The organism is Streptomyces sp. LMG1-1-1.1, from assembly GCF_040815545.1.
In the GTDB taxonomy this organism is placed as follows: Bacteria; Actinomycetota; Actinomycetes; order Streptomycetales; family Streptomycetaceae; genus Streptomyces.
In genome coordinates this window covers 1-25638 of the sequence record NZ_JBFPNH010000034.1, presented here as the reverse complement: position 1 = coordinate 25638, position 25638 = coordinate 1, and the positions used below count along the sequence as shown (strand labels likewise).

Here is a 25638-nt window from a genome sequence, read left to right as displayed (position 1 = left end):
CGTAGTCCGGCCTGCGGGCAGTCCAGGACGGGCTGTCCGCACTCGCGTGCGCCGCATGGAGCCTCGGGGTAAGCGGGCTGGCTCGATGTCGTCCGAGGTCAGAGTCGCCAGGTCCGGATGCGGTCGGCGGCCTCGTATACGTGTGCCTTGCCGGCCTGGATGTCGCGGACGAGCTCGACCATGGCACCGTACGGCGGGTCGATGCCCTCGCCCGAGGCCTGCATGTAGGCGGCGGTGACCTGGCAGGCGTAGAGGCTGTTGCGGTGAGGCAGCGGCTGCAGCCTGATGAGGGTGTGCAGGAGGGCGGCGGCTCGCCAGGCCGGGTCGGGCTCGGCGGTGGCCGGGCGTGGGATGCGGGTCTTGTGGCGGGCGACGGCGGCGACGAGTGCGGAGTAGTCGGCGACGCTGACGTCTTCCAGAACGGCCTGCTCCTGGACGTCCAAGAGCCAGGAGACGTCGATGTGCAGAATCATCAGGCAGCGTCCGCCCCGCGGTCACCGGAAGCGGGCGGGGCCTCGTCGGGGAACGCGTCGTCGAACTCGTTCCGGTGCGCCTCGCCCCAAGAAACCGCGTACCGGACGAACTGGCGGCGCCGACGCTCGCGCAGCGACAGGTCATGGACGTACTGCTTGAGGGACTTGCCTTCAGCGGCCGCAGCGGCGCGGACCTCCTCCAGCTCCTCGTCGGTGAAGGTGACGTTCAAGGACGGCATACGGTCGATGGCACCTAGTAGGTACCTTAGACGGGTAGGTACCTGGGGCGGGTACGTACCTGTGATGTGGTAGGCATCCGTGACGGGTAGGCATCCGTGACGGCGAGTCCGGTCGACTACGCCAGGGTCCGGTCGTACGCCTCGCAGAGCGCTCCGGGATCAGATCACGGGACGCACCCGCGACGCCGGTACCCCGTCCCCGATGCGGGCGCGCTGCCGGGCGGGGGGGCCGGCGAGGCCGTCGCACGGCCGAGGGCAGGTGGGAGGCGCGATGCGGAAGGTTGTCATCCCCATGGGGGCTGACACAGACTCAACATCCGTACGCTCCGCACCACTGAGGTCCGAGGAGATCCATGGTCGACACCGTCAACTCACTGGCAACGCGCGTGCACGAACTGGCCGTCGCGATCCTGACCCATGGGCCCGACGCCATGGTGCCCGGGCAGGACATTTCCTTCTCGCCGCGCGAGTTCCTCGGTGCCCGTCAGCGTATGGACACCGCCACGGCCTTCCGTGACGTCGTCGCGCGCGCGACGGCGCTCGGTCCCGAGGGCGCGTGGCTGGCCGCCGCGGGCCACTCGAGTCTCGGCGCTCTGGCCATCGCGCGCAGAGACGTCAACCAGGCGATCTTCCATCTCGACGCCGCGGTGACCGGCGGTTTCAACGACTGCGTGGCGCTCCACTCCGCCTTCATACGGCCGCTGCACAGCGATCCCCGCTTCCAAGCTCTCTACCAGCGGATGCGCATCACCGCGGCAGACCTCGACGAGCTCTTCTGGTTGCACCAGGAGATACAACTCACGGTGCAGGAATCCCAGCAAGCGACCCTCGACAACCTCGGCCGCCTCGACACCGGGGTGTCGCTGCTCCCGCAGGCCCCCATGCCGACCCGCGAGCCGAACACGCTCGGCCTCCTGATCTCCCGCATCGATCTCGCCGCGACCCAGACCGCGTTCCAACAGGCCGCCCTGAAGATGGAGTTCCAGCGCAGCTCAGGCAATACCAGCCTCAGCCTCATCGACGACTCCTGGGACTACACCCGCGCGACGCGCGATGCCTGGCACGCCGACGCACTGGACTCCCAGCGCCAACGCGCCGCCCACGCCCGGGCCTTCGTCGAGCGCCCCGGCGCCGACACCCAGCTCACCCGCTGCCCGCCTCTGGGCTCGATCACCTACCCCGCCTGAGGCAGGCCCGCCCGGTCCAAGTCATCTCTGGGGTCGCCGTCCGGGCGGTGCGGGCAGGCGGGCAGGCGGGCAGGCGGGCAGGCGGGCAGGCGGGCAGGCGGGCAGGCGAAGAAGAACACGAACGCGCCGTCACGCCCTCGGCCTTGACCATCTCCAGCAGTCCGCTCAGATAGGCGGCTTGGCCGGCTTCGTCGCGCTCGTACGTGTCGTTCAGCCGGAGGGGGCCTTGGTCCGGGGGGACGTGTTCGACGACTTCCATGACTCGTCCGGCGCAGTCACCCGCGCCGCGGTAGGCCGCGGTGCCGAACCCCGTGATGGCAAGCAGTTTGGGGCCCTGGGCCAAGGTGCGTACGGCGGCGCTGCTCCCGCTCGCCCGATCTCCCGATCGCCTTACGGAGCGAAAACGCCACTCACCGCGCCCATGGACCCCACCACGTGGGTGGCAACGGGTCGGCCGGCGCCGATGTCCGCTGCTCGGGGTGGAGGCCGAGTCGTCGCAAGACGTTCGCGCGCACGCTGACGGCTATCGTGCCGTGCCAGTGACCGTCGGAGCGCATCCCGCACATGTGGTCGATCCGAACGTCCTGCTCGGCGAAGGGGTACCAGTCGATCCCCCTGTCACGCAGTCAAACCGACATCAGCCGACCGGGCCTCGGGCAGCCGGCGACGTTCTCGAATGAGAAGAGAGTCACCCAGTCAGACGTGTGCGTATCCATGGCCGCCATCATGGCGCACAACGGGGGTGTTCCGCCTGCATGCGGGGCAGGCGCATATGTCGATGGTTCTTTTCGTGCACGACCCTGTTGCGCACGGGAGGCCGGTGGCAGTGTGTCGGTACGCGGTCCTCGCAGACAGGCCAGTCCCGGAGAGGGATCGCATGCTGGTCCCACCTGCCGCCGGGCGGGCGGGGCCGCGCCGGCCCCTTCCCGGCTCCCCACGGGAAGGGTTCAGGCGCGCCCGTACACCTGCCGTCGCCTGTGAGCGGGCAGCACGGTGCACGGTCAGGACCGTCTCCTACACGGCGTCTGGAACATGAGCCGGGCTGCCTGCCCCCAGGGAACAGGAGCAGACCTCCACCGAGCGGCCGTCGCCGGCCTCGCCGTAACTCGGCCGAGCGCAGCCGGCGCTTCCGTCAGTCCGCGAAGACTCGGGTTACACCCAACTGGCCTTTGTAGTACCAAGCAAGGGGTTCGTTCTGAGCCGTTTCGACGTATACGTTGACGGCTGACCGACCCATCAGTTCCCGGGCCCGCGCGTCCGGGTGCTCCGCTGTGACGACGAACCACTCGTCGCGGCGTTGCGACTGGTGCCAACTCTCCCAGGATTGCCACAGGCCTTTGGTCTCGGCCGCCTCTGCGGGCGACGAGATCGGGCAGACGTCGTTGGCGCCCCACGCGTATTCCCGGAAGCCGCCCTCTTCCAGGGTGTCCTGTGATTGGTAGGCGACGCCCTGAAGCTTGCCCGCCCGGGTGATCCACACCTTGATGCCGGTGTCCGCGTCGCTCAGCCGTGATGCGCCGAGTGTGACCTTGAGCGTCGTGCCCGGAGCCGTCACGCGCTCGAAGGTGGGGCGGAAGTCGGGCCGGCACGAGGTCACCGTGTAGACCTTCGTGTCGCCATGCTGGTCGGCGACGACTTCGACCCGGTAGTCCTCCCGGGGGCGGAACACGTACTTGGTGTACGTCCCGCCGCTCGGCGCGTCCGGGACTTCGAGGGGTTCCCGGTACGAGGCGGTACCGAGTTTCTCGGTGAAGCGTTCGAGAGTGTGGCCGCCGCGGAGTTCCCGCAGTATCCGGTACTCCGCGGGGCGCCAGTCCTGCCAGGGCTTGATCAGCACGCCGTACGCGGTTCCCAGGGTGCTGACCGCGGTGACGATGCTGGACAAGAAGAGCACCGTCACGACCAGCAGGTTCTCCTTCGTGAACCGGTGGATCCTGGAGCTGATCCGGCTGTCCGGGTCCTCAGATGTGCCCATGCCCAGACCGTAGACGGAGGTGGGGTGCCTAGCCGCTCACGAGCTGATCGACATGCCGCCGCGTACTCCTCGGGCTGGGCCAAGGCACCCAGCTCGCGCCTGTTTCGTCTGGAGGTCTCTGAGGTGTTGCGTGCCACCCGAATGTCTTGACTGAAACTTCAGCCAAGGCAGTGGAACTGCCTGCGCACACCGCACACCTCAGGTAACCGATCCTGGCCCGAGCGGGCTCACGTGGCTTGGCGGCGGCAGACTCAAGTTGCCGTGTACGCAACGCGGTAGCCGGGAGGACGGAGTGCCGGCGGCGGCCCGCCACTCCGCCCGTGATGGAATGGCCTGGTCAGGCGGCCGGCGGCACCACCGGCTGGGACTGGGTGGCGCAGTGGATGCCGCCACCGCCGCTGGCGATGTTGTCGATGTTGATCTGGACGATGTCGCGGGTCGGGTAGGCGCCCTGGAGCACGGTGTAGGCCACGCCGTCGGAGACGCTGTCACCGAACTGGGGCACGAAGACGGCGCCGTTGGCGGTGTAGTAGTTGGTGTAGCTGGAGAGGAAGTCGTTGCCCGTGCCGCGAATCCGATTGCGGTCGGGGCCGGGGAGCTCGGTGATGGTGAGCGGGCGGCCCTTGGCGTCGGTGGCGCTTTGCAGGATCCGCTTGGTCTCGTCGTACACGGCGCGCCACTGGGCGCTGACGCCGGGGCCGGGCTTGTCCAGCATGACCTTGCCGGGTGCGATGAAGCGGGCGAGGCAGTCGATGTGGCAGTCGGTGATGTCCTGGCCGGCCAGGCCGGGTACCCAGATGACCTTGTCGACGCCGACGGACGACTTGAGGTCCTGCTCGACCTGGGCCTGGGACTTCCCCGGGTTGCGGTTGGGGTTGACCAGGGAGCTGACGGTGGCGAGAAGGGTGCCCTCGCCGTCGACCTCGAGCGAGCCGCCCTCGCCGACGAAGGATGCTTGTACGCGGTCGACGCCGTAGTAGTCGAGCAGCGTCGCGGCCACGGCGGCGTCGTTGGCGAAGGGCTGGTAGTAGGTGGTGCCCGTCTTGCCCCAGCCGTTGAAGTTGGTGTCGAGGCCGGCTACCACGCCGGGACCGGTGAGGAACGTCGGGCCGAAGTCACGGATCCACAGGTCGTCGTTGGCGATCTCCAGGACGGTGATGCTGTAGTACGCGCCGTTGCCGCAGGCGTACCGGGCGCCGGCCGCCTGCCCGGCGCGGGCCAGCATGACCACGGGTTCGTACCGGGAGATCTGGTAGGCCACCTCGGCGATGTCGTTGCGGACACCGGACAGGCCGTTGCCCCAGACCGCTGACAGCGCGGGCCAGGCCATGAAGGTGCGTACGTGCTTGCCGTCCTCGGCCGGCATCCGCAGCTGCACCCCGGTGGGGCTGGTGGCGGCACGCGCGGTGCCGGGGAGGAGGCAGCCGAGCGCCAGGGCGGGGACGGCTGCGGCGCCGAACTTGAGCAGGTTGCGCCTGGAGGTTTCAGGCATGTTCATGGAACGCTCCCTGGAGGGGGTGGGGAGGTGGCGTGGCGTGGTGCGCCGCACATACTTGCGTTAACCGAAAATTCAGTCAAGACATGTCCTGAAGCGGTGAGCGTCCGGATACTTCTGTGACTCTGGCTGGTACGCGCCCCCTACCGCCGGTCACCTCCGTCCGACCAACACAAGGCCCGCGCGCGGCTCAGACGGGGCGGGCGCCCCGAGGGGTCACTTCCCCAGCGCTCGGTAGGCCGCCACCGTCCGCTCCAGCGCCTCCTCCGATGGGGTGGCGACGGCACCCAGGCGGTCCCGGATGAGGGTGGAGTCGACGACGAAGGGCTCGGCGAACTCGTACTGCATCTCGATGAGTTCGCGCACCGTGCGGTTCACGGCGCCGATCGCGTACAGCGCGAACGAGGGCATGCGGCGCAGCCGGGCGGTGCCGTGGCGGCCGGTCGTGCGGTGGGCCAGGTCGACGAGCTCGCGGGTGGTGCGGGTGTGCGGGTCGTTGGGGAGGTGCCAGATGCGGCCGGGGGCGTCGGGGTGGTGGCCGAGGAGGGCGAGGGACTCCCCGATGTCGGGGATGAAGGTGTACGTGTGGGGCTGGTCGGGGTCGCCGAGGACGGTGGCGGCACGGCCGGCCAGGAGGGCCGGGAAGACCAGGTCGCCGAGGTTGGACTGGGCGCCGCCGCGCGGTCCGAAGTAGTCGGAGGCGCGGCCGATCGCCACTTCCACGCGCCCGGCCTTGTGTGCGGCGAGCAGGTCCTGGGCCATCCGGCCCCGGAGCCGGCCCTTGCGGGTGGTCGCGGCGTCGGGGGTCTCCTCGGTGAACGGTCGGCCGGCGGGCGGCCCGTAGCTGTAGACGTTGTCCATCGAGACCATGCGGGCGCCGGCCGCCTCGGCCGCGGCGAGGACACCGGCCTGGAGTGCGGGGAACTCCTGCTGCCAGCGGTGGTACGGCGGGTTGAGCGCCTGGTAGACGACGGCCGCACCGGCGGCGACGGCGGTGGTGAACGCGGGATCGGTCGCATCGCCCGCGGCCACCTCTACGCCGTCGGGGACGTCGGCGCGTCCGGACCGGTTGACCATCCGGACGGACTCTCCCTGGCGCACCAGCGCCTCGGCGACTGCCGTGCCCACGGCGCCGGAACCGAAGATCACGTGACGGGGAGTGGTGGTCTTCTTCATGCGCCGACCTCGCTGAGGGGACCCGAGCCGGGGGTCCGGGTGGGGGTGGTGGCGGGCAGGAGCCCGTGGAGCAGGACGCCGGAGAGGGCGGAGAAGGTGAGGGCGCCGGTGGCGCCGAAGACGGTGAACCGCGCCTCCACCCCGACTCCGGCGAGGGTGGTCACCGTCCAGCCTGCCGCCCACAGGGCTGGCATCGCCAAAGCCCAGAGCCACGGCAGACGGGTGGCGCTCGGCAGGGCCCAGGCCTGAGCCGCACCGAGCAGGACGCCCTCGATCGCGCCCATCAGCGCCAGCGAGCCGAGATCGGTGCGGTAGCCGACCAGCGCGGCGCCGAGCAGGAGCCCGAGGCCACTGCCCGCCGCGGTGGCCGCGGACCAGCGCGGCAGGCTCAGCCGACCGGAGGAGACGAGCGCCTGCCCGGCGCCGATCACCGCCCCGGTCACGACCCCGCCCACCAGGGCGCTCATCGTGTCGTCGACCGGACCGGCCGCCGCGCGACCGGCCAGTCCGGCGACGGGGAACGCCAGGAAGCCGGCCGTCCACCGAATCCACTCACGCCGGGCGTGGCCGCTGAGGCCACGGACAGGGACGGGGACACGCATGAGGATCGCCTCCAATTTCTGTACGGTGTGCAATTAATGTACGTCGTGCAAAAATGGCTCGTCAAGGTTTCGAGTCAGGACGCGTGAGGAGGCCGTACGCATGACACAGGACACGCCACCGGCGAAGCGGGGCCGAAAGCGGGCAGTCCGCGAGGAGGAGGTCGTCGCGGCCGCCATACGGCTGCTCGGCACCCGCGGCGCCGACGCGGTGAGCATCCGAGGCATCGCCGCCGAGCTGGGACTCGCGCCCAACGCCGTCTACACCTACTTCCCGGACCGCGCCGCGGTGGTCCGCGCGGTCGTCGAGCACCTCCTCGGCCAAACCGACCTCACGGCACTCGCCTCCCCCGACACCCCCTGGCGGGACCGCATCCACGCACTCGCCGCCGACCTGCGCCACCGCCTGCTCGCCCACCCGGGAGCCGTCCACCTCCTGCTCTCCGGCCCCATGGACGGCCCCAACGCCCTCGCACTCGGCGAAGCCCTCCTCACCGTCCTCGCAGACACCGGCCTCGACCCGACGGAAGCAGCCCGTGCCTCGTACCTCCTGATCGTCCAGGTCCTCGGAGCCATCGCCCTGGAAGCCGCCGAACTCCCCTCCCCCGCACCCGCCCCACCCATCGCCGAGCGAGTCGCCCTCCGCCGCGAGCAACTCCGCTCCATCCCCGCCGACCACTACCCGCGTACGGCCCAAGCGGCCGACACGATCGCGCGGTTCGTCTCCGACGAGCAGTACGCGTGGGGGCTCGACCGAGCCCTGGACGGCATCGCGGGGCGGCCGACGGGCTGAGGCTCGTCGCGTCGCGACCGGGTCGCGACCGGGTCGGTCAGGCCACCTCAGGCACCGGCGCCACCCAGCCAGTGCCGGCTGAAGCAGCACACCAACGCTGCTGGACAACGCCTCTAACCGACGTCCGACTCCTTCCGCACCGGAGGGAAATCCACTCGTTCGACGTCAAGCTCATGCGATAGAACACGAGGACGTCGCAGAGCCGGCCGGCAAACGGCCGGGCAGACGACGGCACACCGTATACATCCCTGGGGGGACCTCATGTTCAAAACAAGGGCGGCGCTGGCCGCTGCGGGCACGGCGGCGTTCCTGGCGGCCGGCATTCCGGCCGCTTACGCCGTGGAGGGGCAGGCGCCCGCCATCCGTTGGGCGTCGAGCGTGTCGGACGACCTCGGCACGCTTCAGGTCTCGATCGGCTCGGACAGCGCCGTCACGGAGATCAGGGCGCACATCGTCTCCCCCGTCACACAGCAGGAGGTGGCCGTGGTGGAGAACGACGCCTTCGCTCTCAGCTCCGGCACCGCGGAGGACGGTGTGTGGCGGACCACACGACCGCTGACCCTGCCCGCGTACGGCAGTTACACCGTACGCGTCGAGGCCGTGGACGCCGACGGCGATCGCGGCGAGGACGGCTCCGCCGGCACCCTGGCCTACTACGTCCAGGCCGTTTTCGAGGACGTGCGGACCGATCGCGCCGAGGTCGACATCGACCACCGGCAGGTGCACGTGGACGGTGTCCTGAAGGGACGGCGTCCGGACACGCGGGCGCTTGAGCCGCTGGCGGACCACCCGGTCGACGTGGACGTGGACTACCTCACCGACGCCCATGCCCGTACCGACGCGGAAGGGCGCTTCTCCACCACCGTCACCGTGAACTCCGCCACGCAGATCCAGGCCGTCTACCGCTTCACGAACGAGCACCCCGGCGTGCTGTACGGCGAGTCCGCCGCGATGTCGGTCGACGTCCGGCAGGTCGCGACGCGCTGGGTCGTTCAGAGCCCCGAGGAGGGGCTGACGGTCGACTTCGGACAGGAAGTCACGCTCACCGCGGTTCTGGAGCGGGAATCCCCGCAGGGCTGGATGCCGTTCGCGGGCCAGAGCGGCGGGGTCGTCTTCGAGCCTTCCTCCGGCGGCCAGTTCTGGAGTGTCGGCCAGTTCACCACCGGCCCGAACGGCGAGGTCACCTTCACGCACGCCCCATGGGAGACCGGTGCCTTCCGTCTGTCGACCATCAGCGACGACCCGTTCGTCGCCGCAGTCTCCACCCAGAGCCCCAGGGTGCGCGTCCTGCGCTCCTCGACCTTCACCCGCTTCTCCGCGACCCGCACGGACAGCCACGGCGGCGCCCACGTCGACGGCGGGATGAACTTCCTCGACGGCTGGACTCCCGCCACCATCCCGGTGCGCGTCCAGTACTCCCGTGACGGCGCGTCCTGGACGGACATCACCACCGTCGAGGCCTACTGGTCCGGCCAGGACTATGCCTTCTCCGCCGACATCGCCGCACTGAAGCCCGGCTTCCTCCGCGCCCACTTCGACGCGACGGAGTCCTTCCGCGCGGCCACTTCGGCCGTCGTGAAGCCTTCCCGCTGACCGAACCCTCATCCCGGTGCAGGGCTTCGGCGGTGACTCCCCGATCAGCTGCCGCCAGGCGGCCTGGGTCCTCGCCGCCCTCACCGGTCCCCCGGGGGACCGACCGGCGCACCTCGGGATGGCGACTCCGCCCGCCCGCCTTCTCCGCCTGCTTGAATGTGAGAGTGATCGAACTAGCGTTCCTTGTGGCGTCCACAGCAGTTGTTGGATGGCTCATCGACAGGAGGCGGAAGCGGAGGACTTCCGCGATGGCAGCCGGGGAGCCGGCCGCAGTCCCTTGCATGCTCAAGTGCCCTGCTCAGGGCTCTCGCTGGAGGGCAGGGCGCCTGCTCATCGACGGCTCCGGACCCCTCGTGTGGAGGGGTTTCTCGGGGAAGCAGGAGTCCGCTCTGTCCGTCGACCTGCATCACACAGGGACGCGCTCGCCCTCGTTCCTGGAGGCAGTCGTCATCAACCCGAGGTCCCGAATCGTGGAATGCGGATCGGCCGACGGCAAGGTCCTTATCGCGGTGATGCCTGAGGAACTGCACCACGTGATCGAGGCTTTGAAGGGCGTGTAAGTCACCTCGCCTCGCCTCGCCGTCCGCGACACGACCTCCCCCGCCCAGGGCGTCCACGGACAACGGACAACGGGCGCAGCGTGGGCAACGGGCAACGGGCAACGGGCAACGGGCAACGGGCAACGGGCAACGGGACATCGAAGCTCACGCTTTCGGGTCCACCGCGCCCCTCCCGAACTCGGCGAGGACGACATCGGGTTCAGGCCGTCCCGGTGGCCGTTGGTGCCGTGCCTGAGCGGTAGCAACGACTCGCGAAGGTGGGCGGGGGCAAGAAGCAGCCGCCCCGTCACCGTGGTCGCACTACCGCGAAGCACTGGCAGAGATTCGGCCACCGGCGCCCGTAAACCCCTGGCGGCAAGGCGCCCGTTGACGCGCGCGTGCCACTGAAGCGGTCCGTGGATCTCCTACGCTGGCGCTCGACGATCTACGTCGCGGTCGGCTGCATGGTGACCGCCGTGCGGAACGTCGGACCAAGTGCTCAGTGGAGCACCAGAGGCCTCGCGGTCTCCGCTCTTCGTCGCCGTTCGAAAGGAAACTTCATGAATCTGCCTCCGTCGGGCAGGCGCGTCCTGGTGAGTGGTGCGTCCCGTGGGCTCGGGCGCGCGGTGGCTCAGACGTTCGCGGCCAACGGGGACCGGGTGGCCGTCCACTTCGGCTCGCGCGTCGACGACGCGCGACTGACCCTGGAGTCCCTTGCCGGTACGGGGCATGTGCTGGTCGGCGGCGACCTGACGAGGCCGAACGGAGTGGCCGCGGTGGTCGACATGGCCTCGGAGGCACTCGGCGGGATCGACGTGCTGGTGAACAACGCGGCGGTCAACATCCGTCACCCGCTGGCGGAGACCCCGTACGAGGAGTGGGCGGCGGTCTGGCAACAGCACGTGGCGGTGAACCTCCTCGCCACGGCGAACCTGAGTCACCTCGCCGCCCGGCTCATGATCGAGCAGGGCACGGGAGGCCGAATCGTCAACGTCGGCTCCCGCGGCGCTTTCCGAGGCGAGCCCGACCACCCGGCCTACGCGGCCACGAAAGCCGCCGTTCACGCCCTGGGCCAATCCCTCGCGGTCTCCCTCGCCCCGTACGGAATCGCCGTCGCCTCCATCGCCCCCGGCTTCTTCGCCACCGAGCGCGTCGCACCGCGCCTGGAGGGCCCCGAGGGCGAGAGCATCCGACAGCAGAGCCCGTTCGGCGGTGTCGGCTCAGCCGAGGAGATCGCGGGAGCGGTGCTCTGGCTCTCCTCCCCCGCCGCCGAATGGTCCTCCGGCACGATCCTCGATCTTAACGGGGCTTCCTACCTGCGGAGTTGACGACCGCAGCACGCCGGAGCGAAACCGCCCCTGTCGGGCTCGGAGGGCTCGGGCGGGGGTGGGCGCCGGAACCGGAAGCACCGCAATGTCGTTCGCCCCGGCCATCTCCGTTTGACTAGGACCCGGACCGGCCTCGAGAGCTGGGGGCGCGTAGGTATGCCCCTCAGATCGGCTGCGCAGGGGGATGCCCGATGCCCCAAATCGCCGTCTTCCGCGGCTTGTTGTCAAGCTGGCCAATACCCTATTGTCCAGCTTGACAACAAAGGGGTATGACGGCTGATGAACGCAGGCCCACGACGACGGCGCACGCCCGAGCAGGCGCGTGCCGAGATTCTCGACGCCGCCACCGACCTCATCGCGCGCCACGGGCCCGACGGGGTCGGACTGCGGCGGGTCGCCGAGGCGGTCGGGGTGACGCACGGGCTGGTCACACACTACTTCGGGACGTACCACGCGCTCGTACGGGCGGTACTCGAGCGCGAGAACGAGCGCAAGCGTGAGCTCGTACGCGAGCGACTGCGGGCCGACGGCCGCGTGCCGTACGCGGACGGGATGACGCGGGTGCTCTTCGAGATCCTCGCGGACGAGCGGTACGTCCGGCTGTGGACCTGGTCTCAGCTCCACGACTGGGACGTCGAGAAGGCCCCCGACTCCCCCACTGACCTGTCACGGCTCGTCGATGCGATCGAGGACGGCGTCCGCAGCGTCCTCCCCGGGCCCGACGGACCGGACCGGACACGTATCGAGATGGTCGTCCTGCTCGCCATGTCCGGCGCGTACGGCTACGCCATCGGCCGGCGCTACTGGCTCGCCGACCTCGGACACGACCCCGACGATCCGGGCCGCGACGAGGCCTACCGCGCCGCCCTCTCCTCCGTGCTCGCCACCCACCTCGAAGGGGTGACACCGTGACCCGCCACGAACCGGACGTCCTCGTCTCGGACCAGGAACGCCACACCACCGAAGAGCGGCTGCGAACGGCCGTGGAATTCGGCCGGCTCCCCCTGGAGGACCTCAGCGCCCGATTGGACGAGGTCCACGGGTCACGCACCCACGGAGACCTGGAGGCCGCCTGCCGCGGCCTTCCCCAGCCAGGCCCCCGGGACGCGCTCGTGGTGGACCGGCCACCCACCTCGGGCCGCTTCGTCGCCGGCATCTTCGGCGGCTTCTGCCGCAAAGGCCACTGGGTCGTGCCGCCTCGCATGACAGCCTGGTCCATGTGGGGCGGCGGCCGCCTCGACCTCACCGAGGCACACTTCAGCGAACACGACACCGAGATCCGTGCCATCGCCCTGTGGGGCGGCACCACGATCATCGTCCCCCAGGACATCGACGTCGACGTACGCGGCTTCGCCCTCTTCGGCGCCTTCGGCAGGCGCGCATCCCGGATGACCGGGAAGCCCGGCACCCCTCGCGTCGTGATCAAAGGGGTGGCCTTGTTCGGCGCGGTGGTGACGCGGACCAAGGGGTAAGGCCGGTCCTGTCCTCTCGGAGTCGGATCGGTCCTGGTCGGGACGGGTAGGCGCGCCGGCGGTGGGGAGATGGCGTCGGGGCGGGTCGCGGTGACGTCGGAGACATCGGGCGGTGGCGTCGGGGCGGTGGCGGCAGGGCCAGCGAGAGGGTGTCGCGTCGCCGGAGGGATAGGGATGGCGTGGCTCACCTCGACGAAAGGTCATTCACCGCCCTGGTCATTCACGCGGCTCGTTCGCGCGGCAACGTCACCGGTTCGTTCGCACGGCGCGAGGCGAGGGGCTGTCGCGCGGCCTAGCCTGGAGGCATGGCAGTGGTGCGATTCGGCGGCGTCGAAGTCGCCTATACGAAGACGGGTCGCGGACCGGTCGTAGTCCTGGCCCACGGGGCCGGGCTCGATGGGCGGATGTGGCAGCCTCAACTCGATTCGCTGGCTGATGAGTTCACTGTGGTGGCCTGGGACGAGCCAGGGTCAGGCCGGTCCGGCGCGCTGCCGGCGGGCTTCGGACTCGCGGACTTCGCGCACGCTCTCGCCGCCGTGATCGAGGACGTGGGGCTCGGTCCTGCCCAGGTCGCGGGGCTTTCCTGGGGCGGGACGGTGGTCCTGGAGCTGTACCGGTGGCGACCGGACCTGGTGCGGTCGCTGCTGATGGTGGACACGTACGCCGGCTGGAAGGGCTCACTGCCCCCAGAGGAGGTCGCCGCGCGCGTCGAGGGGGCCCGGCAGATGCTCGCCGCCCCTCGGGAGGGCTTCGACCCGACACTTCCGGGGCTGTACGCCGACGGCCCACCGGAACGCTTCGCAGCGATCCTGGACGCCATGAACAGGGACGTACGCCCGGAAACCATGGCCACCCAACTCTCCCTGATGGCCGAGGCCGACGAGACCGACCTCCTCCCCCGCATCACCGTGCCGACTCTGCTGCTGTGGGGCGAGCGCGACGCCCGTTCCCCCCTGACCATCGCCCACGCCTTCCAGGACTCGATCCCGCACGCCGAACTCGTGGTGATCCCCTCGGTGGGCCACATGAGCAACCTGGAAGCCCCGGAGGCTTTCACGGCAGCAGTCCGATCCTTCTGCCGCGCGAACACCTAGGTTCGATGGGGCCGTGGTGAAGAGCCACCGCCATCGGATACGACGAACGCGGCCGTGTCTGCCTCGGCACGGCAACCGCCCCAGCCCCGGCCATCCGGCTCAGGATGTTGAGGTCGCTCACGCCGCTCAGGAGGTGAGTCACCCGCAAGATCGCAGAGTGGACCGACTCGCCGAGATAACCACGTCGAAAGAGTCGAAAGAAGAATCTTGCCCCGCAAGACGGCGGCTACTCTGCGTCTGGAGGCAGTCCGCCGGTCCCTTCTTCAGCACTACCTGCGCAGGCCCTCACAGCTCTCGCCCCACACGCGTCGCCAAGCGGCACGCTTCGAGGCCGAACGCGGTCTTCCCGTCCGGACGCTCGAAGACGTATCCCATGCTTGCGGGGCTTCTCGCGCCGTAAAGGACGGCCGCTCTGCCTTCCCAGCCCTCACTTGCCCGGCTACGACATCTGAGACGACCGTCTCCTGATAGAGCGAGCCTGCACTCTCGACAGCCGAGCCGCTCGGCAAGTCACGTCGGCCGTCAAAGAAACCGACTCCGTCTCCCTTTCACTCACTCTTCCCGACCCTCGGGCTCCGGATGCCTGGTCGTGGTGGCGCCGCAGATGCCACGACCTCGGCGACATCATGGACCTCCCTTCACGGGCGGACGGTCGGCCGGATAGCCATGAGGAGCGCGTCGCGGATCAGGGCCAGGCAGGCCGCGGTGTGCGATGTGATGCTCCGCCGCACTGCCAGGAGACGATTCCTCGCTCTCTCGCGGACTGAACCAGGCGGCTACTTCTCCCCGCACTGGGCCGCCGGCTTGGTCTCGTACTTCAAGGAGCCGTCCACCGCGACATGCCGAGTCTTCACACGCTCGGTACCTACTTCCGGCAGCTCGAAGCCGCCGCTCACTCTCGTCATCCCACGCGTCCACTCTCAGCCCTCAGCGTCCCTGTACTGCAAGGCCGCGATGCCCCAGGCCTTCAGGGCCGCTTCAGGCTGTGCTGGCTTGAGCGCCTGTCGCACTGCGCAAGGTGCCGCTCTGTTCCGTCTCGCCAACCCGGGAGGCCAGCGACGGCACCTCGTCCGTTTCCGACGAGGCCTCAGCTGGCTCAGTGCGAGTAGCGGGATCGCCTGATGCCTCTCGCTGGCGCACACGGTCAGGGTGCGGCCTCCGCCTCGCGAGGCGGATCCGAAGACGTCGCTGCACTTCCTCTGACATCCAGATCTCCCCAACACGGCTCAAAGTCGAAGAGACACTGTGCCGCAACGCAGTTGACCAGCTTGACCGTTAAAGGGTGAGGCGCCGGCGTGAGGGCCAGGACGCCTCCCTGGCCGGCGCGGGGCGGCAGCGTGCGGGCTGCCGCCGCCCCGGCGGCGGCGCCGGGTATGCCCGGGAGCGGAAGGGGTGCGCTCACTGGCGGGGGCGAGTGCCGTACGACTGCGCACGGCGCATGCTCAAGCGGCAGGAGGGAATGCGTTGCGGCGGGCGAGGGTGGCCGTCAGGGCGGAGGCGGCCAGGAGGGCGGAGGCGGTCCAGGGGAGGGCGGGGGTGCCGGCGCTGGTGAGGATCGCGCTGCCGAGTAGTGATCCGCCGGCCATGCCGATGTTCCAGCCGGTGACCCAGAGGGAGTTGGCGGTGTCGGGGTCTCGGGGGGCGGCTCTGACGCCTGCGGTCTGCATCAGGGTGGGGAGGCCGCCGTGGGTGACGCCCCAGAGGAGGGTGCCGAGCAGGAGGGCCGTCGTGCTGTGCGCGAGCAGGCCGAAGGAGGCCAGGCACAGGGTGGCCAGGGCCAGGAGGGCGAGGGTCGCGGTGCATAGGTGGTGGTCGGCGGCGGCTCCGGCGAACCAGACGCCGCCCATGGAGCCCAGGCCGAAGACGAAGAGGACGGTGCCGGTGCCGATGCCCAGGTCCGCCCGCTCCACGAAGGGGGCGATGTAGGTGTAGAGCACGTAGAAGCCGAGGACCATGGCGATCGAGGCGGTGTTGATGGCGGCGATCCCGGGTGTTCTGATCGTGGACAGGAGTCCCGCGCCGCGCCGGGCCCGCTCGCCGGGGAGCTGCGGGAGGCGGCGGAGCGCCGCTGCCGCGAGGGCGAGGGCCAGGGCGGTGAGCAGGGCGAAGGTCCAGCGCCAGTCGACGATCCCGGCGAATGCGGTGCCCGCCGGAGTGCCGAGCGAGAGTCCGACGGTCATGCCGGCCAGCGCGGTGGCGATGGCTTTGCCGCTGTGCTGCGGGGCGAGCCGTGCGGCATAGGCGGGGACCATGGCCCACAGGAGTCCGGCGAACACTCCCGAGACGATGCGGGCGACGAGTGTGAGGGTGAAGTCGGCGGACACGGCTGTCGCGGCGTTGGTGACGGCGAAGCCGAGGAGCAGTGCGACGAGCAGAGTGCGGCGCGGCACGATCAGCGTCAAGGCGGTGGCCGGGATCGCGGTGAGGGCTGCGGCCAGGGCGTAGACGGTGACCAGCAGTCCGGCGCGGGCTTCGGTCACGTGGAGGTCCGCGCTCATCGCGGGCAGCACGCCGGCCGGCAGGGCTTCGGTGAGGATGGTGACGAACGCGGCGCCGGCCAGCACCAGCAGCCCGGCCAGCGGCCACGAGGAGGAGCTGGGTGCGGCGCCGGCGGAGGAGTTCCGAGCAGAGCCGGTGGTCGAGGTTTGCGCTGGGGTTGGGGTTGAGGTTGGGGTTGAGGTCGAGGTGGGGGTTGAAGTCGAGGTTGAGCTTGAGGTCGAGGTCATGACCGGACGTTAAAACCCTCACGTTTACGTGAGGGTCAAGCGCCCGTCGGTCGCGTGGCCGCTTCTTCGGCCTGGGAGGCCTGGGAGGCCCGTGCGGCGGTCCTGGCGGCGCTCAGATAGGCGTCGATGGCGGAGCGGTTGCGGGTGAGGCAGCGGATGCGGCGGTCGAGCTGTTCGCGTTCGGCCGCGACTTGGTCGAGCATCTGGGCGCAGGGGGCCTGGGGCAGTAGGTCTGCCGGGCCGTCGAGGTACGGGAGGATGTCGCGGATGATCCGGGTGGGCAGGCCGCACTCGATCAGGCCGCGGATCTGCCGGACCACCTCGTCCGCGCCGTCGCAGTAGTCGCGGTACCCGTTGCCGCCGCGCTCGGGCCGGATCAGTCCCTCCTCCTCGTAGTAGCGCAGTGCGCGCACGCTGACCCCGGTCAGCCGGGACAGTTCCCCGATCTTCATGTGACCCACTCCACAACGGTTTCGATTGACCCTCACGTAGACGTGAGGGTTTTACGTTACTGCCGCAACGTCAACCTCGAGAAAGGCGCTCCCGTGTCCGAGCCCGGCATGACTCACCGTATCGACCCGGAGGTCCGTGAAGGTCTCCGCGCCTTCCACGCGCTGACCGGCCCCCGCGGCCTGATCGACTTCGACATCCCGCGGCAGCGCGAGCTGTACGAGGAGATGAACCGGGCGGCCCTCGCCGCCCAGCCGCCCAACGACCGCGTGGAGTACGAGGACCTCACCGTGCCCGGCCCGGCGGACGCACCGGACGTGGCCGTGCGGGTCTACCGTCCCGCCGGCACGAAGGGCGCAGGCCTGCTCCCGGGCATCCTGTACATCCACGGCGGCGGCATGGTCACGGGCAGCGTCGAGACCGACCACCGCCAGGTCCTCCCCCTCGTCGAGGCGGTAGGCGCGGTCGTCGTGTCCGTCGACTACCGGCTGGCTCCCGAGCACCCCCACCCGGCTCCGGTGGAGGACTGCTACGCGGCGCTCCTCTGGATGTCCGGCCAAGCGGCCGCGCTCGGCGTCGACGCAGGACGAATGGCTCTCTACGGAGGCAGCGCGGGCGGTGGACTGGCCGCCGCGGTGGCGCTCCTTGCCCGTGACCGCGGCACTCCGCGCCTGGCCTTTCAGATGCTCCCGTACCCCATGCTCGACGACCGCAACATCACGCCGTCCAGCCACGAGATCACCGACATCGGGATCTGGGACCGGGCAGCCAACCTCCAGGGCTGGCAGGCGCTCCTCGGCGACCCGATGGGCACCGACGGCGTCAGCCCGTACGCCGCCCCCGCCCGGGCCGCCGACCTGAGCGGTCTTCCGCCGGCCTACCTCGACGTCGGCGAACTCGACCTCTTCCGCGACGAGAACATCGACTACGCCCACCGGCTCATGCAGGCGGGCGTTCCGGTCGAACTGCACGTCTACCCCGGAGGCATCCACGCCGGCGAGCTACTCGCCCCCGACTCCGAACTCGCCATCCGCATCAACGAGTACCGCCTGAGGGCCCTCGACCGAGCGCTGAACGCCCCCGCCGCACCCCGCTGACCCGGTTGCGGCTCAGGGGCTCGGCCGCGTCCCGCTCGCGTGCCCGCGCATGGCGGGAAGGCCGGACCTGAACGCCTCCGCCCAGGATCCCACGATCCGGGGTGGAGGCCGTCCTGCGACAGCGGCGAACTCAGCCGCAAGCCAGGGAGTCGTAGCCCGCGCGCTGCGCATGACGCCGGACCGGCCGTGGCACGTGTAGTGCCCCTTCGGGTCGCAGCTCACGCAGGACACGGGCGCCCCTGAGGGAACGGGAATGGACATGGGCTGTCCCTTGCTGGGTGGGGTGGGGTGATCAGGTCGCTCCGTGCCGTTGTAGGCCGTCCTAGGCCCTGCAGATCCCTGTGGACCGCGATGGGCGAGGGCGGGTCACTCGCAGTGCTCGCGGCGACCGTCTGCCAGGTGGAGGTCATGTCCCAGAAGTAGCCGGTCGGCGCGCCGTCGGCGGTGTAGAAGCAGACGTACGCGACCGGGCAGCTCAGGCCGTCGGCCTGGGCGGCGGGGGCCGCCGAGAGGCTGGCGCCAAGGACGGCCACACCGGTGGCGACGGCCAGGAGGGAGCGTCGGGTTCCGAGCGTCCTGACGGGCTTGATGCTTCTGGTCGGTGTCAGGCGCTGGCGGACGAGGTGCAGGCCCTGGAGCCCCCGCAGTAGGTGATGTCCCAGGGGATGCCTTCGTCGGCGTGGACGTTGCCGGATGTGGAACGCCAGCGGGTGGGAGCCGTCGCTCCGGGTAGAGGTGCGGGTGAAGCTGTTCTTCACGTACGAGTCGACACACGCGGTGTGGGCGATGTCGGCCTGGTAGCCGTTCCAGTGGCTGTATGTGCCGCTCGCGTGGCCCGTCTCGGTGCCGCCGGTGACGTTGACGTCGCAGCCGCTGGCGGTCCGCAGCGTCTTGAGGTCGTTGACGGTCGCCATGTTGATCTGCTCGAACGAGGCGCAGGTGCTGGTTTGCGGTTGGTGCAGCCCGCCGCTGGAGCTTCAGGTGACGCCGACGCTGCACAGCGCGGACGCGGCGGCGCTCTGGCTCATCGTGGTGACGGCGAAGGCGTTCCCGGGCACGGCGAACAGGACGGTCGCGCCGATGGTGCCCGCGACGACGGAGAAGCGATTGACGGATCGGCTGGAAAGGCCGAGCTTCGCCGTCGCCCGGTTGAGGTGGGTCTTGACGGTCGCCTCGCTCAGGGGGAGCTGTCGCGCGATATCGGTGTCGGACAGGCCGCGGGCGACCTGGACGAGGACGTCGTTCTCGCGGTTGGGGACGGTCTGCCAGGCCGAGGAAGGTGGTCGGCGGGCGCGGGTGCGGGGGCGTACGCCTCGATCAGCCGCCGCGGCACCGAGGGCGGGAACAGCATGGCGTCGGCGGCCACCGTGTGGACGGCGGCGACCAGTCGCTCTGGCGGCGTCTCCTTGAGGAGGAACCTGCTGGCGCCGGCGCGGAGGGCGCTGTACACGTAGGCGTCGAGGTCGAAGGTGGTGAGCACGATGATCCGGGGCGCGGCGACGCGGTGCGGGGACGAGGGGGGGCTGGACCCGGGTGTCGTCGCGCCGGTCGGCGCCGGGTGGGCGGCCGCAGGGGTCAGGATGCGCTGAGTGGCCTGGATGCCGTCGGCGCCGGACATCCTGATGTCCATCGGGACGACGTCGGGGGAGGTGGCCGGGGCCTGCCGGACGGTGTCGTCACCGTCGCCGGCCTCGCCAACGACCTCGACGTCCGGGGCCATCCGCAGCGGGGCGGCGAGGCCGGCCGGACGAGAATCTGATCGTCGACCACGAGGACGGAGGGCTTTGTCGGGAACATGCTCGTGGGGACGGCCGGCCCTCGACGGCGACGCGGGGCTCACGGCGACGGGGACCGGAGGTCGTACGGGCTGCCGCCGGTCGGAGTGGGCAGACTGAGCAGTACCTCGAAGCCGCCCCCCGGCTGGGGACCGACGTTCACCGTCCCTTGATAGATCCTTGCGCGTTCGCACATGCCGATCAGCCCGTGCCCGACGTTCGGCCGGTCTACGGCCGGAACCCGGCCCTGCCCGTCGTCGGCTATCCGGACGGTGAGGGCCTGCGGCCGGTAGCCGACGGTGACCGTCGCCGTGGCGGGCCCGGCGTGTCTGAGGACGTTCGTGAGCGCCTCCTGGATCACCCGGTAGGCGCACAGGTCCATCCCGGGCGGCAGCGGGTAGGGCTCTCCGGTGACCTCCAGGGCCACCGGGACGCCGGCCTCGCGGACGCGGAGCAGCAGCGCGTCGAGACGTTCGAGCCCGGGGGCCGGCGCGTAGGCGTCCTCCGCTCCGTCGGTGCCGGTGCCACCGTCGGCGGCCCGTACGTCCTCGGGCCCGACGCGCAGCAGCGCCAGCAGGCGGCGGAGCTCCTCCAGCGCCTCCCTGCTGGTGGCGGCGATCGTGTCCAGGGCCCGTTTGGCGGTGGCCGGGTCACCCTCGAACACATAGGACGCCATGCCGGCCTGGAGCGACACCACCGACATGTGGTGGGCGACCACGTCGTGCAACTCCCGTGCGATGCGCACGCGTTCCTCGGTGACCGCCTGCGAGGCCCTCGCCTCCTGCTCGACTTGCAGCCGGCGGGTCAACCGGGCCAGTTCGCGGCTTCGTTCGACGGCGCGGCCCGCACCGCGCCCGATCAGGACGACCACCGCGGGAAACGCCACGGCCTGTACCAGCACGGTCTTCATGGAGCCGTTGTCCACGTTGGACAGACCCGCCAGCAGCCAGGCCACCCCAACCGCCGCTCCACCGATCGGACCGGACCTACCGGGCCTCGTCGCCGCCACCGTGTACAGGGCCAGCAGCGTCGCCGGGGAATTGACCACGGGCCAGTACCCGCAGGCGATGTACACCACCCACAGGACGACGACCACCGACAGCACCGCCACGGGCGTCATCCGTCGCGCGACCAGTGCCAGACTCGTCAGCACCGTCAGCAGCGCGCCGGTCGCGTCCATTTCGGACCAGCCGGTCGGCGGTCGCTCCATCCCGAGCAGCAGGCTGGTGGTCGCATACCCCGCGGCAAGGAGCGAATCGACCACCAAGGGTCGACGCAATCCCTCGCCGGGACGGCCGAAGAGTCCCCGATCCGGTCGCATCAGGGAAGCGTACGCCCCCTCGCGGGAGTGATCCATCAGACCGCCGCGGTTCTCCGGCTCCTGTGAACCGCCCGCGGATACCGCCGGAGTTTCAGCTTCGGACGGAGGGCCGCAGGCAGAGGACGGCAGGCGGAGACGGCGGGCAGCGGGCAACGGGCAGCGAACCGGAGACGGCACCGGCAGACCGCAGGCGACAGACGGCAGACGGCAGACGGCAGACGGCAGACGGCAGACGGCGAGCAGCAAGCAGCAGACCTCAGGGAATCAAGACCACCTTGCCGCGCATACGGCCGGCCTCACTGAGTCGGTGAACGTCAGCGAGATCGGCCAGCGGGCGCGACGCGCTGATGTCGAAGGCGAGCTTCCCCATGTCGACGAGTTCGACGAGCGCCGCCAGGTGTGTCACGTCGTTCCGGGCGACCATGTGCAGAGAGCTCACCCCGGATTCGGCCGGGGGTTCGACGGGGGTGGCGATCGAGACGATTCGCCCGCCCGGCCGGACCGCGGACACCAGGGCCGACGCGTCGTGTGGGGGCAGCGGAACGAGGTTGAGCACCGTGTCCACGGGGCGGTCGAGGGCGGCTGTGAGGGACGTGGACGTGTAGTCGACCACGTGGTCCGCCCCGTGCCGGAGGACCACCCGGGTGCTGCGCGGGCCGGCGGTGGCGATCACCTCGGCTCCGGCGTGCTTGGCGAGCTGTGTCACGAACCCGCCGACGCCTCCCCCGGCACCGTTGACCAGCACCCGCTGGCCTGCCGTCACCTTCCCGTGCTCGAACACGGCCTGCCAGGCCGTCAGGCCGGCGACGGGGAGGGCAGCGGCGTGTTCGAGGGGGACGGACGTCGGCGCGGGAACGAGCACCGCTCCTGGCGCCGCGACGTACTCGGCTGCCGCGCCCGCCCCGTCCAACCGCCCCACGACCCGGTCGCCGATGGCGAACCCCTCGGTGTCCGGGCCGACCTCGGCTACGGTGCCGGCGACGTCCCAGCCCGGTGTGTAGGGAAGCGTCACGGGCAGGAAGCCCTGCAACAGCCCGGCGCGCAAAGCGGCCTCGGTGGGGTTGAACGAGGTCGCCGCGACCCGGACGAGCACTTCGCCGGCCAGGGGGCGAGGGCGAGGAACCTCGTCGTGGCGGATCACGGACGGTTCGCCGAACGCGTGGATGCGCGCACTCTTCATCTTCATGGCCCGAACCTACGGCCGCCGCTGCGAGACGAGCCATGCGTCAAAGTGCCGGGTTCATACGCGAACGTCTCACGCGTCACCGCCGAGGGCCTACTGGGCTTCGACCGAGAGCGTTCGCCGGGTCGGCCGACGGCAAGGGGGGCTACGCTCCGCCGGCCGACGGCAAGGGGGCTACGCTCCCTCCATGACGACAGCCTGGACGGCAGGGGCCTCTGGCGTACTGCGGCTCCCCTCGGGACGGCTCGTTCGCGGTCGGGGACTCCGCCGGCCTCTGCCCGATGGGCCGGCGCCCACCTTCGCGCTGTATCTCCTGGGCCACGAGCCGCCCTCCGTCGCCTGGGAGACACGCTGGGTTCGCTGGCCGGACTTCTGGCTGCCGTCCGACCGCACGGCTGCCGCGGACGCGCTGCGCGAGGCATGGAACCGCGCCGAAGACGAGCGGGTCGAAATCGCCTGCGGCGGCGGGTACGGACGGACCGGCACGGCCCTGGCCTGCCTCGCCGTGCTGGACGGGGTACCCGGCCACGAGGCAGTCGCCTACGTCCGCGAGCACTACGCGTCACGCGCCGTGGAGACCCCCTGGCAGCGTCGTTTCGTCACCCGCTTCGAGTAGTGGCCACCTCGTCAGCGCCTTGGCCGGACCGACGGATCAAGCCGGCTTCACGGGCGAGCCCTGCTGCTCGCAGCACTAGGACTTGTCCGGCCGATCATGTGACTACTCCGCTGTCGTGTCGTTGATGTGGACATGGGGCGGGGCGATTTGACGGATGCCGAGTGGGAACGGCTGCGGCCGTTCCTGCCGGTCAGCAACAGGCGTTGTAGCAGGTGGCGGGATCACCGGCAGGTGATCGACGGGATTCTGCACCGGGTGCGGACCGGCGTTCAGTGGCGTGACCTGCCCGAACGGTTCGGCCCGTGGAAGACGGTCTATGAACGCCACCGCCTGTGGTCGGCTGACGGAACCTGGGAACGCTTGCTCCAGCAGGTCCAGGCCGAGGCCGAAACTGCCGGGGAGATCGACTGGGACATCTCGGTCGACTCCACCATCGTGCGGGCACATCAGCACGCCGCTGGCGCGCGCACCGAACCACCGCCGGCTCCTGCCTCAAAGGGGGACGCAGCGGCAGAACACCAGGGCGAAAGGCCGTGGCAGAGCCTGGTCGCCCGCCTGGTGGAGGTGGTGCAGGAGGTGAGGGCCTGGGCCGCTCGCGGGGCGGGTTCACCACCAAGCTCCACCTGAGCGCGGACGGCCGCTGCCGCCCTCTGTCACTGATCGTCACACCGGGACAGCGGGCGGACTGCACACAGTTCAGGCCTGTGTTGGAGAAGATTCGCGTCCCGCGGATCGGGCCGGGCAGACCTCGCAAGAAGCCTGACAGCCTCGCGGCGGACAAGGCTTACAGCAACGCCCCATGCCGCGAGTATCTGCGGCGCCGGGGCCTCCGGCACACGATTCCGGAGAAGACCGACAGCCAGGCCGCCCGTCTGCGCAAGGGATCGCGCGGCGGACGGCCACCTGGCTTCGACGAAGAGCGGTACAAGAAACGCAACATGTCGAACGGGCGATCAACCGGCTCAAGCACGCCAGAGCAGTGGCCACCCGCTACGACAAACGCGGCTACGTTTTCCTCGGGACCGCAACCGTCGCAGCCCTCACCATTTGGCTCCGCTCGTGAAGCAGAATCAGTCTTCGTCCTCAGGCAGGTGGAAGTAGACGGTTCCGCCGACCGCCAGAGACCGTGTTCGGTCATCTCGGATGTGATCACCACGTCCTGGATCTCGGCGGGGCCCAGTGCCTCGATGGAATCCGCCAGCCGCCGCAAGAGGGCTGGAACGCTGTCGCAGCCAGGGCCGGTGGGGTTGGCCTGCGAGAAATGGCGCACGGTCCCATGCGTCTGGGTGTCCATCACGGACCGATCGTAAGACCTGCGCACGGAGTGCCCTCCGCCATGTTCCTGTGCGCCCGCGACACGCCCTCAGGCGAGCGGTGGCTTCGCGAGCTCTTCGAGTCCGTTGTGCTTAGCGGACGCCGGTCGTGTCCTCAGTGATGTGGGCCCCCTTGAGGTTACGCAGCCGAGCGTTTTCCAGGTGCGCACCATCCAGGTTGGCGTCAGTGAAGTTTGCACCCAACAACATCGCCCCGCGAAGGTCGGCGCTGACCAGGGCTCCGCCGGCCAGGTTCGCCCACCCGAGTTGTGCGCCTGAGAGATCGGTGCCGTAAAGGGTCGCGCGGCGCAGGTCCGAGCCGGTCAGATTGACGTCGTGCAGGTCCACGCCGCGCAGGTCGAGGCCGCTCAAATTGGAACGGCTCAAGTCGGTGCGCTGACCGGTTGCGTCGTGCTGGGGGTTCCGGCGCGCGAGTACGCTGAGCGCTGCCAGCATGTCGGTGCCTGGCTGCCGAACGGTGACGCCGGCCGACGAGGCGGTGGGATCGGGTTGGGCGAAAGTGCCGGCCTTGTTACGCACGAAGGCCGAGAGGACTTCGACAATGGTCGGTTGGTCCGCTGGTGAGTCGCGCATTACCTGCCCAAGGGCGTAGACCCCGCCCAAGCGGACGTCGATGCCAGCGGCACCGAGTTGTTCGACGGCCTTGCTGAAGCGCTCGGTCACCTGTCCCTGGCGGGTAACCTCGATCTGCCTGCTCGTGGAGCGAGCCGACAGGGCGTTGAAGATCAGTGCGCCGAGAGCTGCCACGACTGCGGTTACGACGCCGGCCCATGCCAGCCAGTCTCGATGTCGCCCGGATGCTGCCGAAGCGGGTGCCACTCGGCGGCTGCTGTGGCGGGACCTTGCGGAAAGGCGATGCAGGACCGCCCGATTGGGTCTCCACATGCCCTGAATCGTAGGTGGCTGTAGCGAAAAGGACGCCGTGGCGCGCGGGTGTTCCAGAGGTGAGGAGGCCCGGCCGGAAGTACCCCCCGCCAGATCGCCCTGCCCCATTCTCTCGGGAACGACGCGGGCACGAAGTGGTCGCATGATCGACCGGACAGGTCCTAGTAGTGCTTTGTTAGGTGGTGTCGTAGGGCTGCCATGGGACGGTCTGTTGGCAGGTGGGGCAGGTGCCGGTCCAGGTGGCGATGAGGTGTTGGAGGAGGCCCAGGGCCTGGTAGAGAGTCAGGC

Annotated in this window: 23 protein-coding genes and 2 pseudogenes; 10 read left to right on the top strand and 15 right to left on the bottom strand. The window is 70.1% G+C overall.

What is annotated here, in order from left to right:
• Nucleotides 1–98: 98 nt before the first annotated feature.
• Nucleotides 99–473 carry a toxin Doc gene (locus MRBLMG1_RS20470; protein WP_367825535.1) on the bottom strand — a complete coding sequence of 125 codons (375 nt, stop codon included), beginning with the start codon at nt 471–473 and terminating at the stop codon, nt 99–101.
• Nucleotides 473–712, bottom strand: a complete 240-nt coding sequence (locus MRBLMG1_RS20465) for a hypothetical protein (RefSeq protein ID WP_367825534.1) — start codon at nt 710–712, stop codon at nt 473–475. The genes MRBLMG1_RS20470 and MRBLMG1_RS20465 overlap by 1 nt, the downstream gene beginning before the upstream one ends.
• Nucleotides 713–1065: 353 nt before the next feature.
• Here MRBLMG1_RS20465 and MRBLMG1_RS20460 point away from each other — a divergent pair, with 353 nt between their 5' ends.
• Nucleotides 1066–1899: a hypothetical protein gene (locus MRBLMG1_RS20460; protein WP_367825533.1), complete on the top strand. Its 834-nt coding sequence runs from the start codon at nt 1066–1068 to the stop codon at nt 1897–1899.
• Between the two features lie 2 nt (nt 1900–1901).
• Here MRBLMG1_RS20460 and MRBLMG1_RS20455 read toward each other — a convergent pair.
• From MRBLMG1_RS20455 to MRBLMG1_RS20435, 5 genes and pseudogenes are all read right to left on the bottom strand, one after another.
• Nucleotides 1902–2287, bottom strand: a pseudogene (locus MRBLMG1_RS20455) (hypothetical protein); the annotation flags it as partial.
• Nucleotides 2288–3031: 744 nt separating this feature from the next.
• Nucleotides 3032–3799, bottom strand: a complete 768-nt coding sequence (locus MRBLMG1_RS20450; protein WP_367825532.1) for a hypothetical protein — start codon at nt 3797–3799, stop codon at nt 3032–3034.
• Nucleotides 3800–4211: 412 nt separating this feature from the next.
• On the bottom strand, nt 4212–5372 hold the full coding sequence (locus tag MRBLMG1_RS20445) for an agmatine deiminase family protein (RefSeq protein ID WP_367825531.1): 1161 nt from the start codon (nt 5370–5372) through the stop codon (nt 4212–4214).
• A 213-nt stretch (nt 5373–5585) separates the two neighbouring features.
• A complete protein-coding gene (locus tag MRBLMG1_RS20440) occupies nt 5586–6545 on the bottom strand; it encodes an NAD-dependent epimerase/dehydratase family protein (RefSeq protein WP_367825530.1) in 960 nt (319 codons plus the stop codon).
• Entirely contained in the window at nt 6542–7147 is a 606-nt protein-coding gene (locus tag MRBLMG1_RS20435; RefSeq protein ID WP_367825529.1) for a hypothetical protein, read from the bottom strand. Before MRBLMG1_RS20435 ends, MRBLMG1_RS20440 begins: the two co-directional genes overlap by 4 nt.
• Nucleotides 7148–7247: 100 nt before the next feature.
• Here MRBLMG1_RS20435 and MRBLMG1_RS20430 point away from each other — a divergent pair, with 100 nt between their 5' ends.
• The 6 genes from MRBLMG1_RS20430 (at nt 7248) to MRBLMG1_RS20405 (ending at nt 13963) form a co-directional block, all read left to right on the top strand.
• Nucleotides 7248–7937, top strand: coding sequence for a TetR/AcrR family transcriptional regulator (locus tag MRBLMG1_RS20430; RefSeq protein ID WP_367825528.1), 690 nt, complete (start codon nt 7248–7250; stop codon nt 7935–7937).
• 261 nt (nt 7938–8198) lie between these two features.
• Nucleotides 8199–9530 carry a hypothetical protein gene (locus MRBLMG1_RS20425; RefSeq protein WP_367825527.1) on the top strand — a complete coding sequence of 444 codons (1332 nt, stop codon included), beginning with the start codon at nt 8199–8201 and terminating at the stop codon, nt 9528–9530.
• A gap of 1099 nt (nt 9531–10629) precedes the next feature.
• The gene (locus tag MRBLMG1_RS20420; RefSeq protein ID WP_367825526.1) at nt 10630–11397 is read left to right on the top strand and encodes an SDR family NAD(P)-dependent oxidoreductase; all 768 of its coding nucleotides are present in this window, start codon (nt 10630–10632) and stop codon (nt 11395–11397) included.
• 279 nt (nt 11398–11676) lie between these two features.
• Nucleotides 11677–12309 carry a TetR/AcrR family transcriptional regulator gene (locus MRBLMG1_RS20415; protein WP_367825525.1) on the top strand — a complete coding sequence of 211 codons (633 nt, stop codon included), beginning with the start codon at nt 11677–11679 and terminating at the stop codon, nt 12307–12309.
• Complete coding sequence (locus tag MRBLMG1_RS20410) at nt 12306–12869, top strand: DUF1707 SHOCT-like domain-containing protein (RefSeq protein ID WP_367825524.1); 564 nt, start codon at nt 12306–12308, stop codon at nt 12867–12869. The genes MRBLMG1_RS20415 and MRBLMG1_RS20410 overlap by 4 nt, the downstream gene beginning before the upstream one ends.
• Before the next feature lie 305 nt (nt 12870–13174).
• On the top strand, nt 13175–13963 hold the full coding sequence (locus MRBLMG1_RS20405) for an alpha/beta fold hydrolase (protein ID WP_367825523.1): 789 nt from the start codon (nt 13175–13177) through the stop codon (nt 13961–13963).
• A 1442-nt stretch (nt 13964–15405) separates the two neighbouring features.
• Here MRBLMG1_RS20405 and MRBLMG1_RS20400 read toward each other — a convergent pair.
• A complete protein-coding gene (locus MRBLMG1_RS20400) occupies nt 15406–16527 on the bottom strand; it encodes an MFS transporter (RefSeq protein WP_367825522.1) in 1122 nt (373 codons plus the stop codon).
• A 197-nt stretch (nt 16528–16724) separates the two neighbouring features.
• Nucleotides 16725–17141, bottom strand: coding sequence for a MerR family transcriptional regulator (locus MRBLMG1_RS20395; protein ID WP_367825521.1), 417 nt, complete (start codon nt 17139–17141; stop codon nt 16725–16727).
• 108 nt (nt 17142–17249) lie between these two features.
• Here MRBLMG1_RS20395 and MRBLMG1_RS20390 point away from each other — a divergent pair, with 108 nt between their 5' ends.
• Nucleotides 17250–18236, top strand: coding sequence for an alpha/beta hydrolase (locus tag MRBLMG1_RS20390; RefSeq protein WP_367825520.1), 987 nt, complete (start codon nt 17250–17252; stop codon nt 18234–18236).
• A 218-nt stretch (nt 18237–18454) separates the two neighbouring features.
• Here MRBLMG1_RS20390 and MRBLMG1_RS20385 read toward each other — a convergent pair whose 3' ends face one another.
• The 5 genes from MRBLMG1_RS20385 to MRBLMG1_RS20365 form a co-directional block, all read right to left on the bottom strand.
• Nucleotides 18455–19150 carry a hypothetical protein gene (locus tag MRBLMG1_RS20385; RefSeq protein WP_367825519.1) on the bottom strand — a complete coding sequence of 232 codons (696 nt, stop codon included), beginning with the start codon at nt 19148–19150 and terminating at the stop codon, nt 18455–18457.
• A gap of 63 nt (nt 19151–19213) precedes the next feature.
• On the bottom strand, nt 19214–19435 hold the full coding sequence (locus MRBLMG1_RS20380; protein WP_367825610.1) for a LuxR C-terminal-related transcriptional regulator: 222 nt from the start codon (nt 19433–19435) through the stop codon (nt 19214–19216).
• Nucleotides 19414–19956, bottom strand: a complete 543-nt coding sequence (locus MRBLMG1_RS20375; RefSeq protein ID WP_367825518.1) for a response regulator — start codon at nt 19954–19956, stop codon at nt 19414–19416. The genes MRBLMG1_RS20380 and MRBLMG1_RS20375 overlap by 22 nt, the downstream gene beginning before the upstream one ends.
• Before the next feature lie 116 nt (nt 19957–20072).
• The gene (locus MRBLMG1_RS20370; RefSeq protein ID WP_367825609.1) at nt 20073–21275 is read right to left on the bottom strand and encodes a sensor histidine kinase; all 1203 of its coding nucleotides are present in this window, start codon (nt 21273–21275) and stop codon (nt 20073–20075) included.
• Nucleotides 21276–21588: 313 nt separating this feature from the next.
• Nucleotides 21589–22518: an NADP-dependent oxidoreductase gene (locus tag MRBLMG1_RS20365; protein ID WP_367825517.1), complete on the bottom strand. Its 930-nt coding sequence runs from the start codon at nt 22516–22518 to the stop codon at nt 21589–21591.
• A 184-nt stretch (nt 22519–22702) separates the two neighbouring features.
• On the opposite strand from MRBLMG1_RS20365, the gene MRBLMG1_RS20360 reads away from it, so the two are divergent.
• Nucleotides 22703–23131, top strand: a complete 429-nt coding sequence (locus MRBLMG1_RS20360; RefSeq protein ID WP_367825516.1) for a protein-tyrosine phosphatase family protein — start codon at nt 22703–22705, stop codon at nt 23129–23131.
• A gap of 132 nt (nt 23132–23263) precedes the next feature.
• Nucleotides 23264–24194 (top strand): annotated as a pseudogene (locus MRBLMG1_RS20355) (IS5 family transposase).
• A gap of 343 nt (nt 24195–24537) precedes the next feature.
• On the opposite strand, the gene MRBLMG1_RS20350 reads toward MRBLMG1_RS20355, so the two are convergent.
• Complete coding sequence (locus MRBLMG1_RS20350) at nt 24538–25212, bottom strand: pentapeptide repeat-containing protein (RefSeq protein ID WP_367825515.1); 675 nt, start codon at nt 25210–25212, stop codon at nt 24538–24540.
• Between the last annotated feature and the right edge of the window lie 426 nt (nt 25213–25638).

Bases quoted from the DNA above. Each gene is read 5' to 3' on its own strand.
- MRBLMG1_RS20365 (WP_367825517.1), bottom strand. From the start codon at position 22,518: ATGAAGATGAAGAGTGCGCGCATCCACGCGTTCGGCGAACCGTCCGTG.
- MRBLMG1_RS20460 (WP_367825533.1), top strand. From the start codon at position 1,066: ATGGTCGACACCGTCAACTCACTGGCAACGCGCGTGCACGAACTGGCC.
- MRBLMG1_RS20470 (WP_367825535.1), bottom strand. From the start codon at position 473: ATGATTCTGCACATCGACGTCTCCTGGCTCTTGGACGTCCAGGAGCAG.
- MRBLMG1_RS20445 (WP_367825531.1), bottom strand. From the start codon at position 5,372: ATGAACATGCCTGAAACCTCCAGGCGCAACCTGCTCAAGTTCGGCGCC.
- MRBLMG1_RS20390 (WP_367825520.1), top strand. From the start codon at position 17,250: ATGACTCACCGTATCGACCCGGAGGTCCGTGAAGGTCTCCGCGCCTTC.
- MRBLMG1_RS20395 (WP_367825521.1), bottom strand. From the start codon at position 17,141: ATGAAGATCGGGGAACTGTCCCGGCTGACCGGGGTCAGCGTGCGCGCA.
- MRBLMG1_RS20440 (WP_367825530.1), bottom strand. From the start codon at position 6,545: ATGAAGAAGACCACCACTCCCCGTCACGTGATCTTCGGTTCCGGCGCC.
- MRBLMG1_RS20420 (WP_367825526.1), top strand. From the start codon at position 10,630: ATGAATCTGCCTCCGTCGGGCAGGCGCGTCCTGGTGAGTGGTGCGTCC.
- MRBLMG1_RS20415 (WP_367825525.1), top strand. From the start codon at position 11,677: ATGAACGCAGGCCCACGACGACGGCGCACGCCCGAGCAGGCGCGTGCC.
- MRBLMG1_RS20360 (WP_367825516.1), top strand. From the start codon at position 22,703: ATGACGACAGCCTGGACGGCAGGGGCCTCTGGCGTACTGCGGCTCCCC.
- MRBLMG1_RS20405 (WP_367825523.1), top strand. From the start codon at position 13,175: ATGGCAGTGGTGCGATTCGGCGGCGTCGAAGTCGCCTATACGAAGACG.
- MRBLMG1_RS20385 (WP_367825519.1), bottom strand. From the start codon at position 19,150: ATGGCGACCGTCAACGACCTCAAGACGCTGCGGACCGCCAGCGGCTGC.
- MRBLMG1_RS20430 (WP_367825528.1), top strand. From the start codon at position 7,248: ATGACACAGGACACGCCACCGGCGAAGCGGGGCCGAAAGCGGGCAGTC.
- MRBLMG1_RS20425 (WP_367825527.1), top strand. From the start codon at position 8,199: ATGTTCAAAACAAGGGCGGCGCTGGCCGCTGCGGGCACGGCGGCGTTC.
- MRBLMG1_RS20435 (WP_367825529.1), bottom strand. From the start codon at position 7,147: ATGCGTGTCCCCGTCCCTGTCCGTGGCCTCAGCGGCCACGCCCGGCGT.
- MRBLMG1_RS20465 (WP_367825534.1), bottom strand. From the start codon at position 712: ATGCCGTCCTTGAACGTCACCTTCACCGACGAGGAGCTGGAGGAGGTC.
- MRBLMG1_RS20375 (WP_367825518.1), bottom strand. From the start codon at position 19,956: ATGGCCCCGGACGTCGAGGTCGTTGGCGAGGCCGGCGACGGTGACGAC.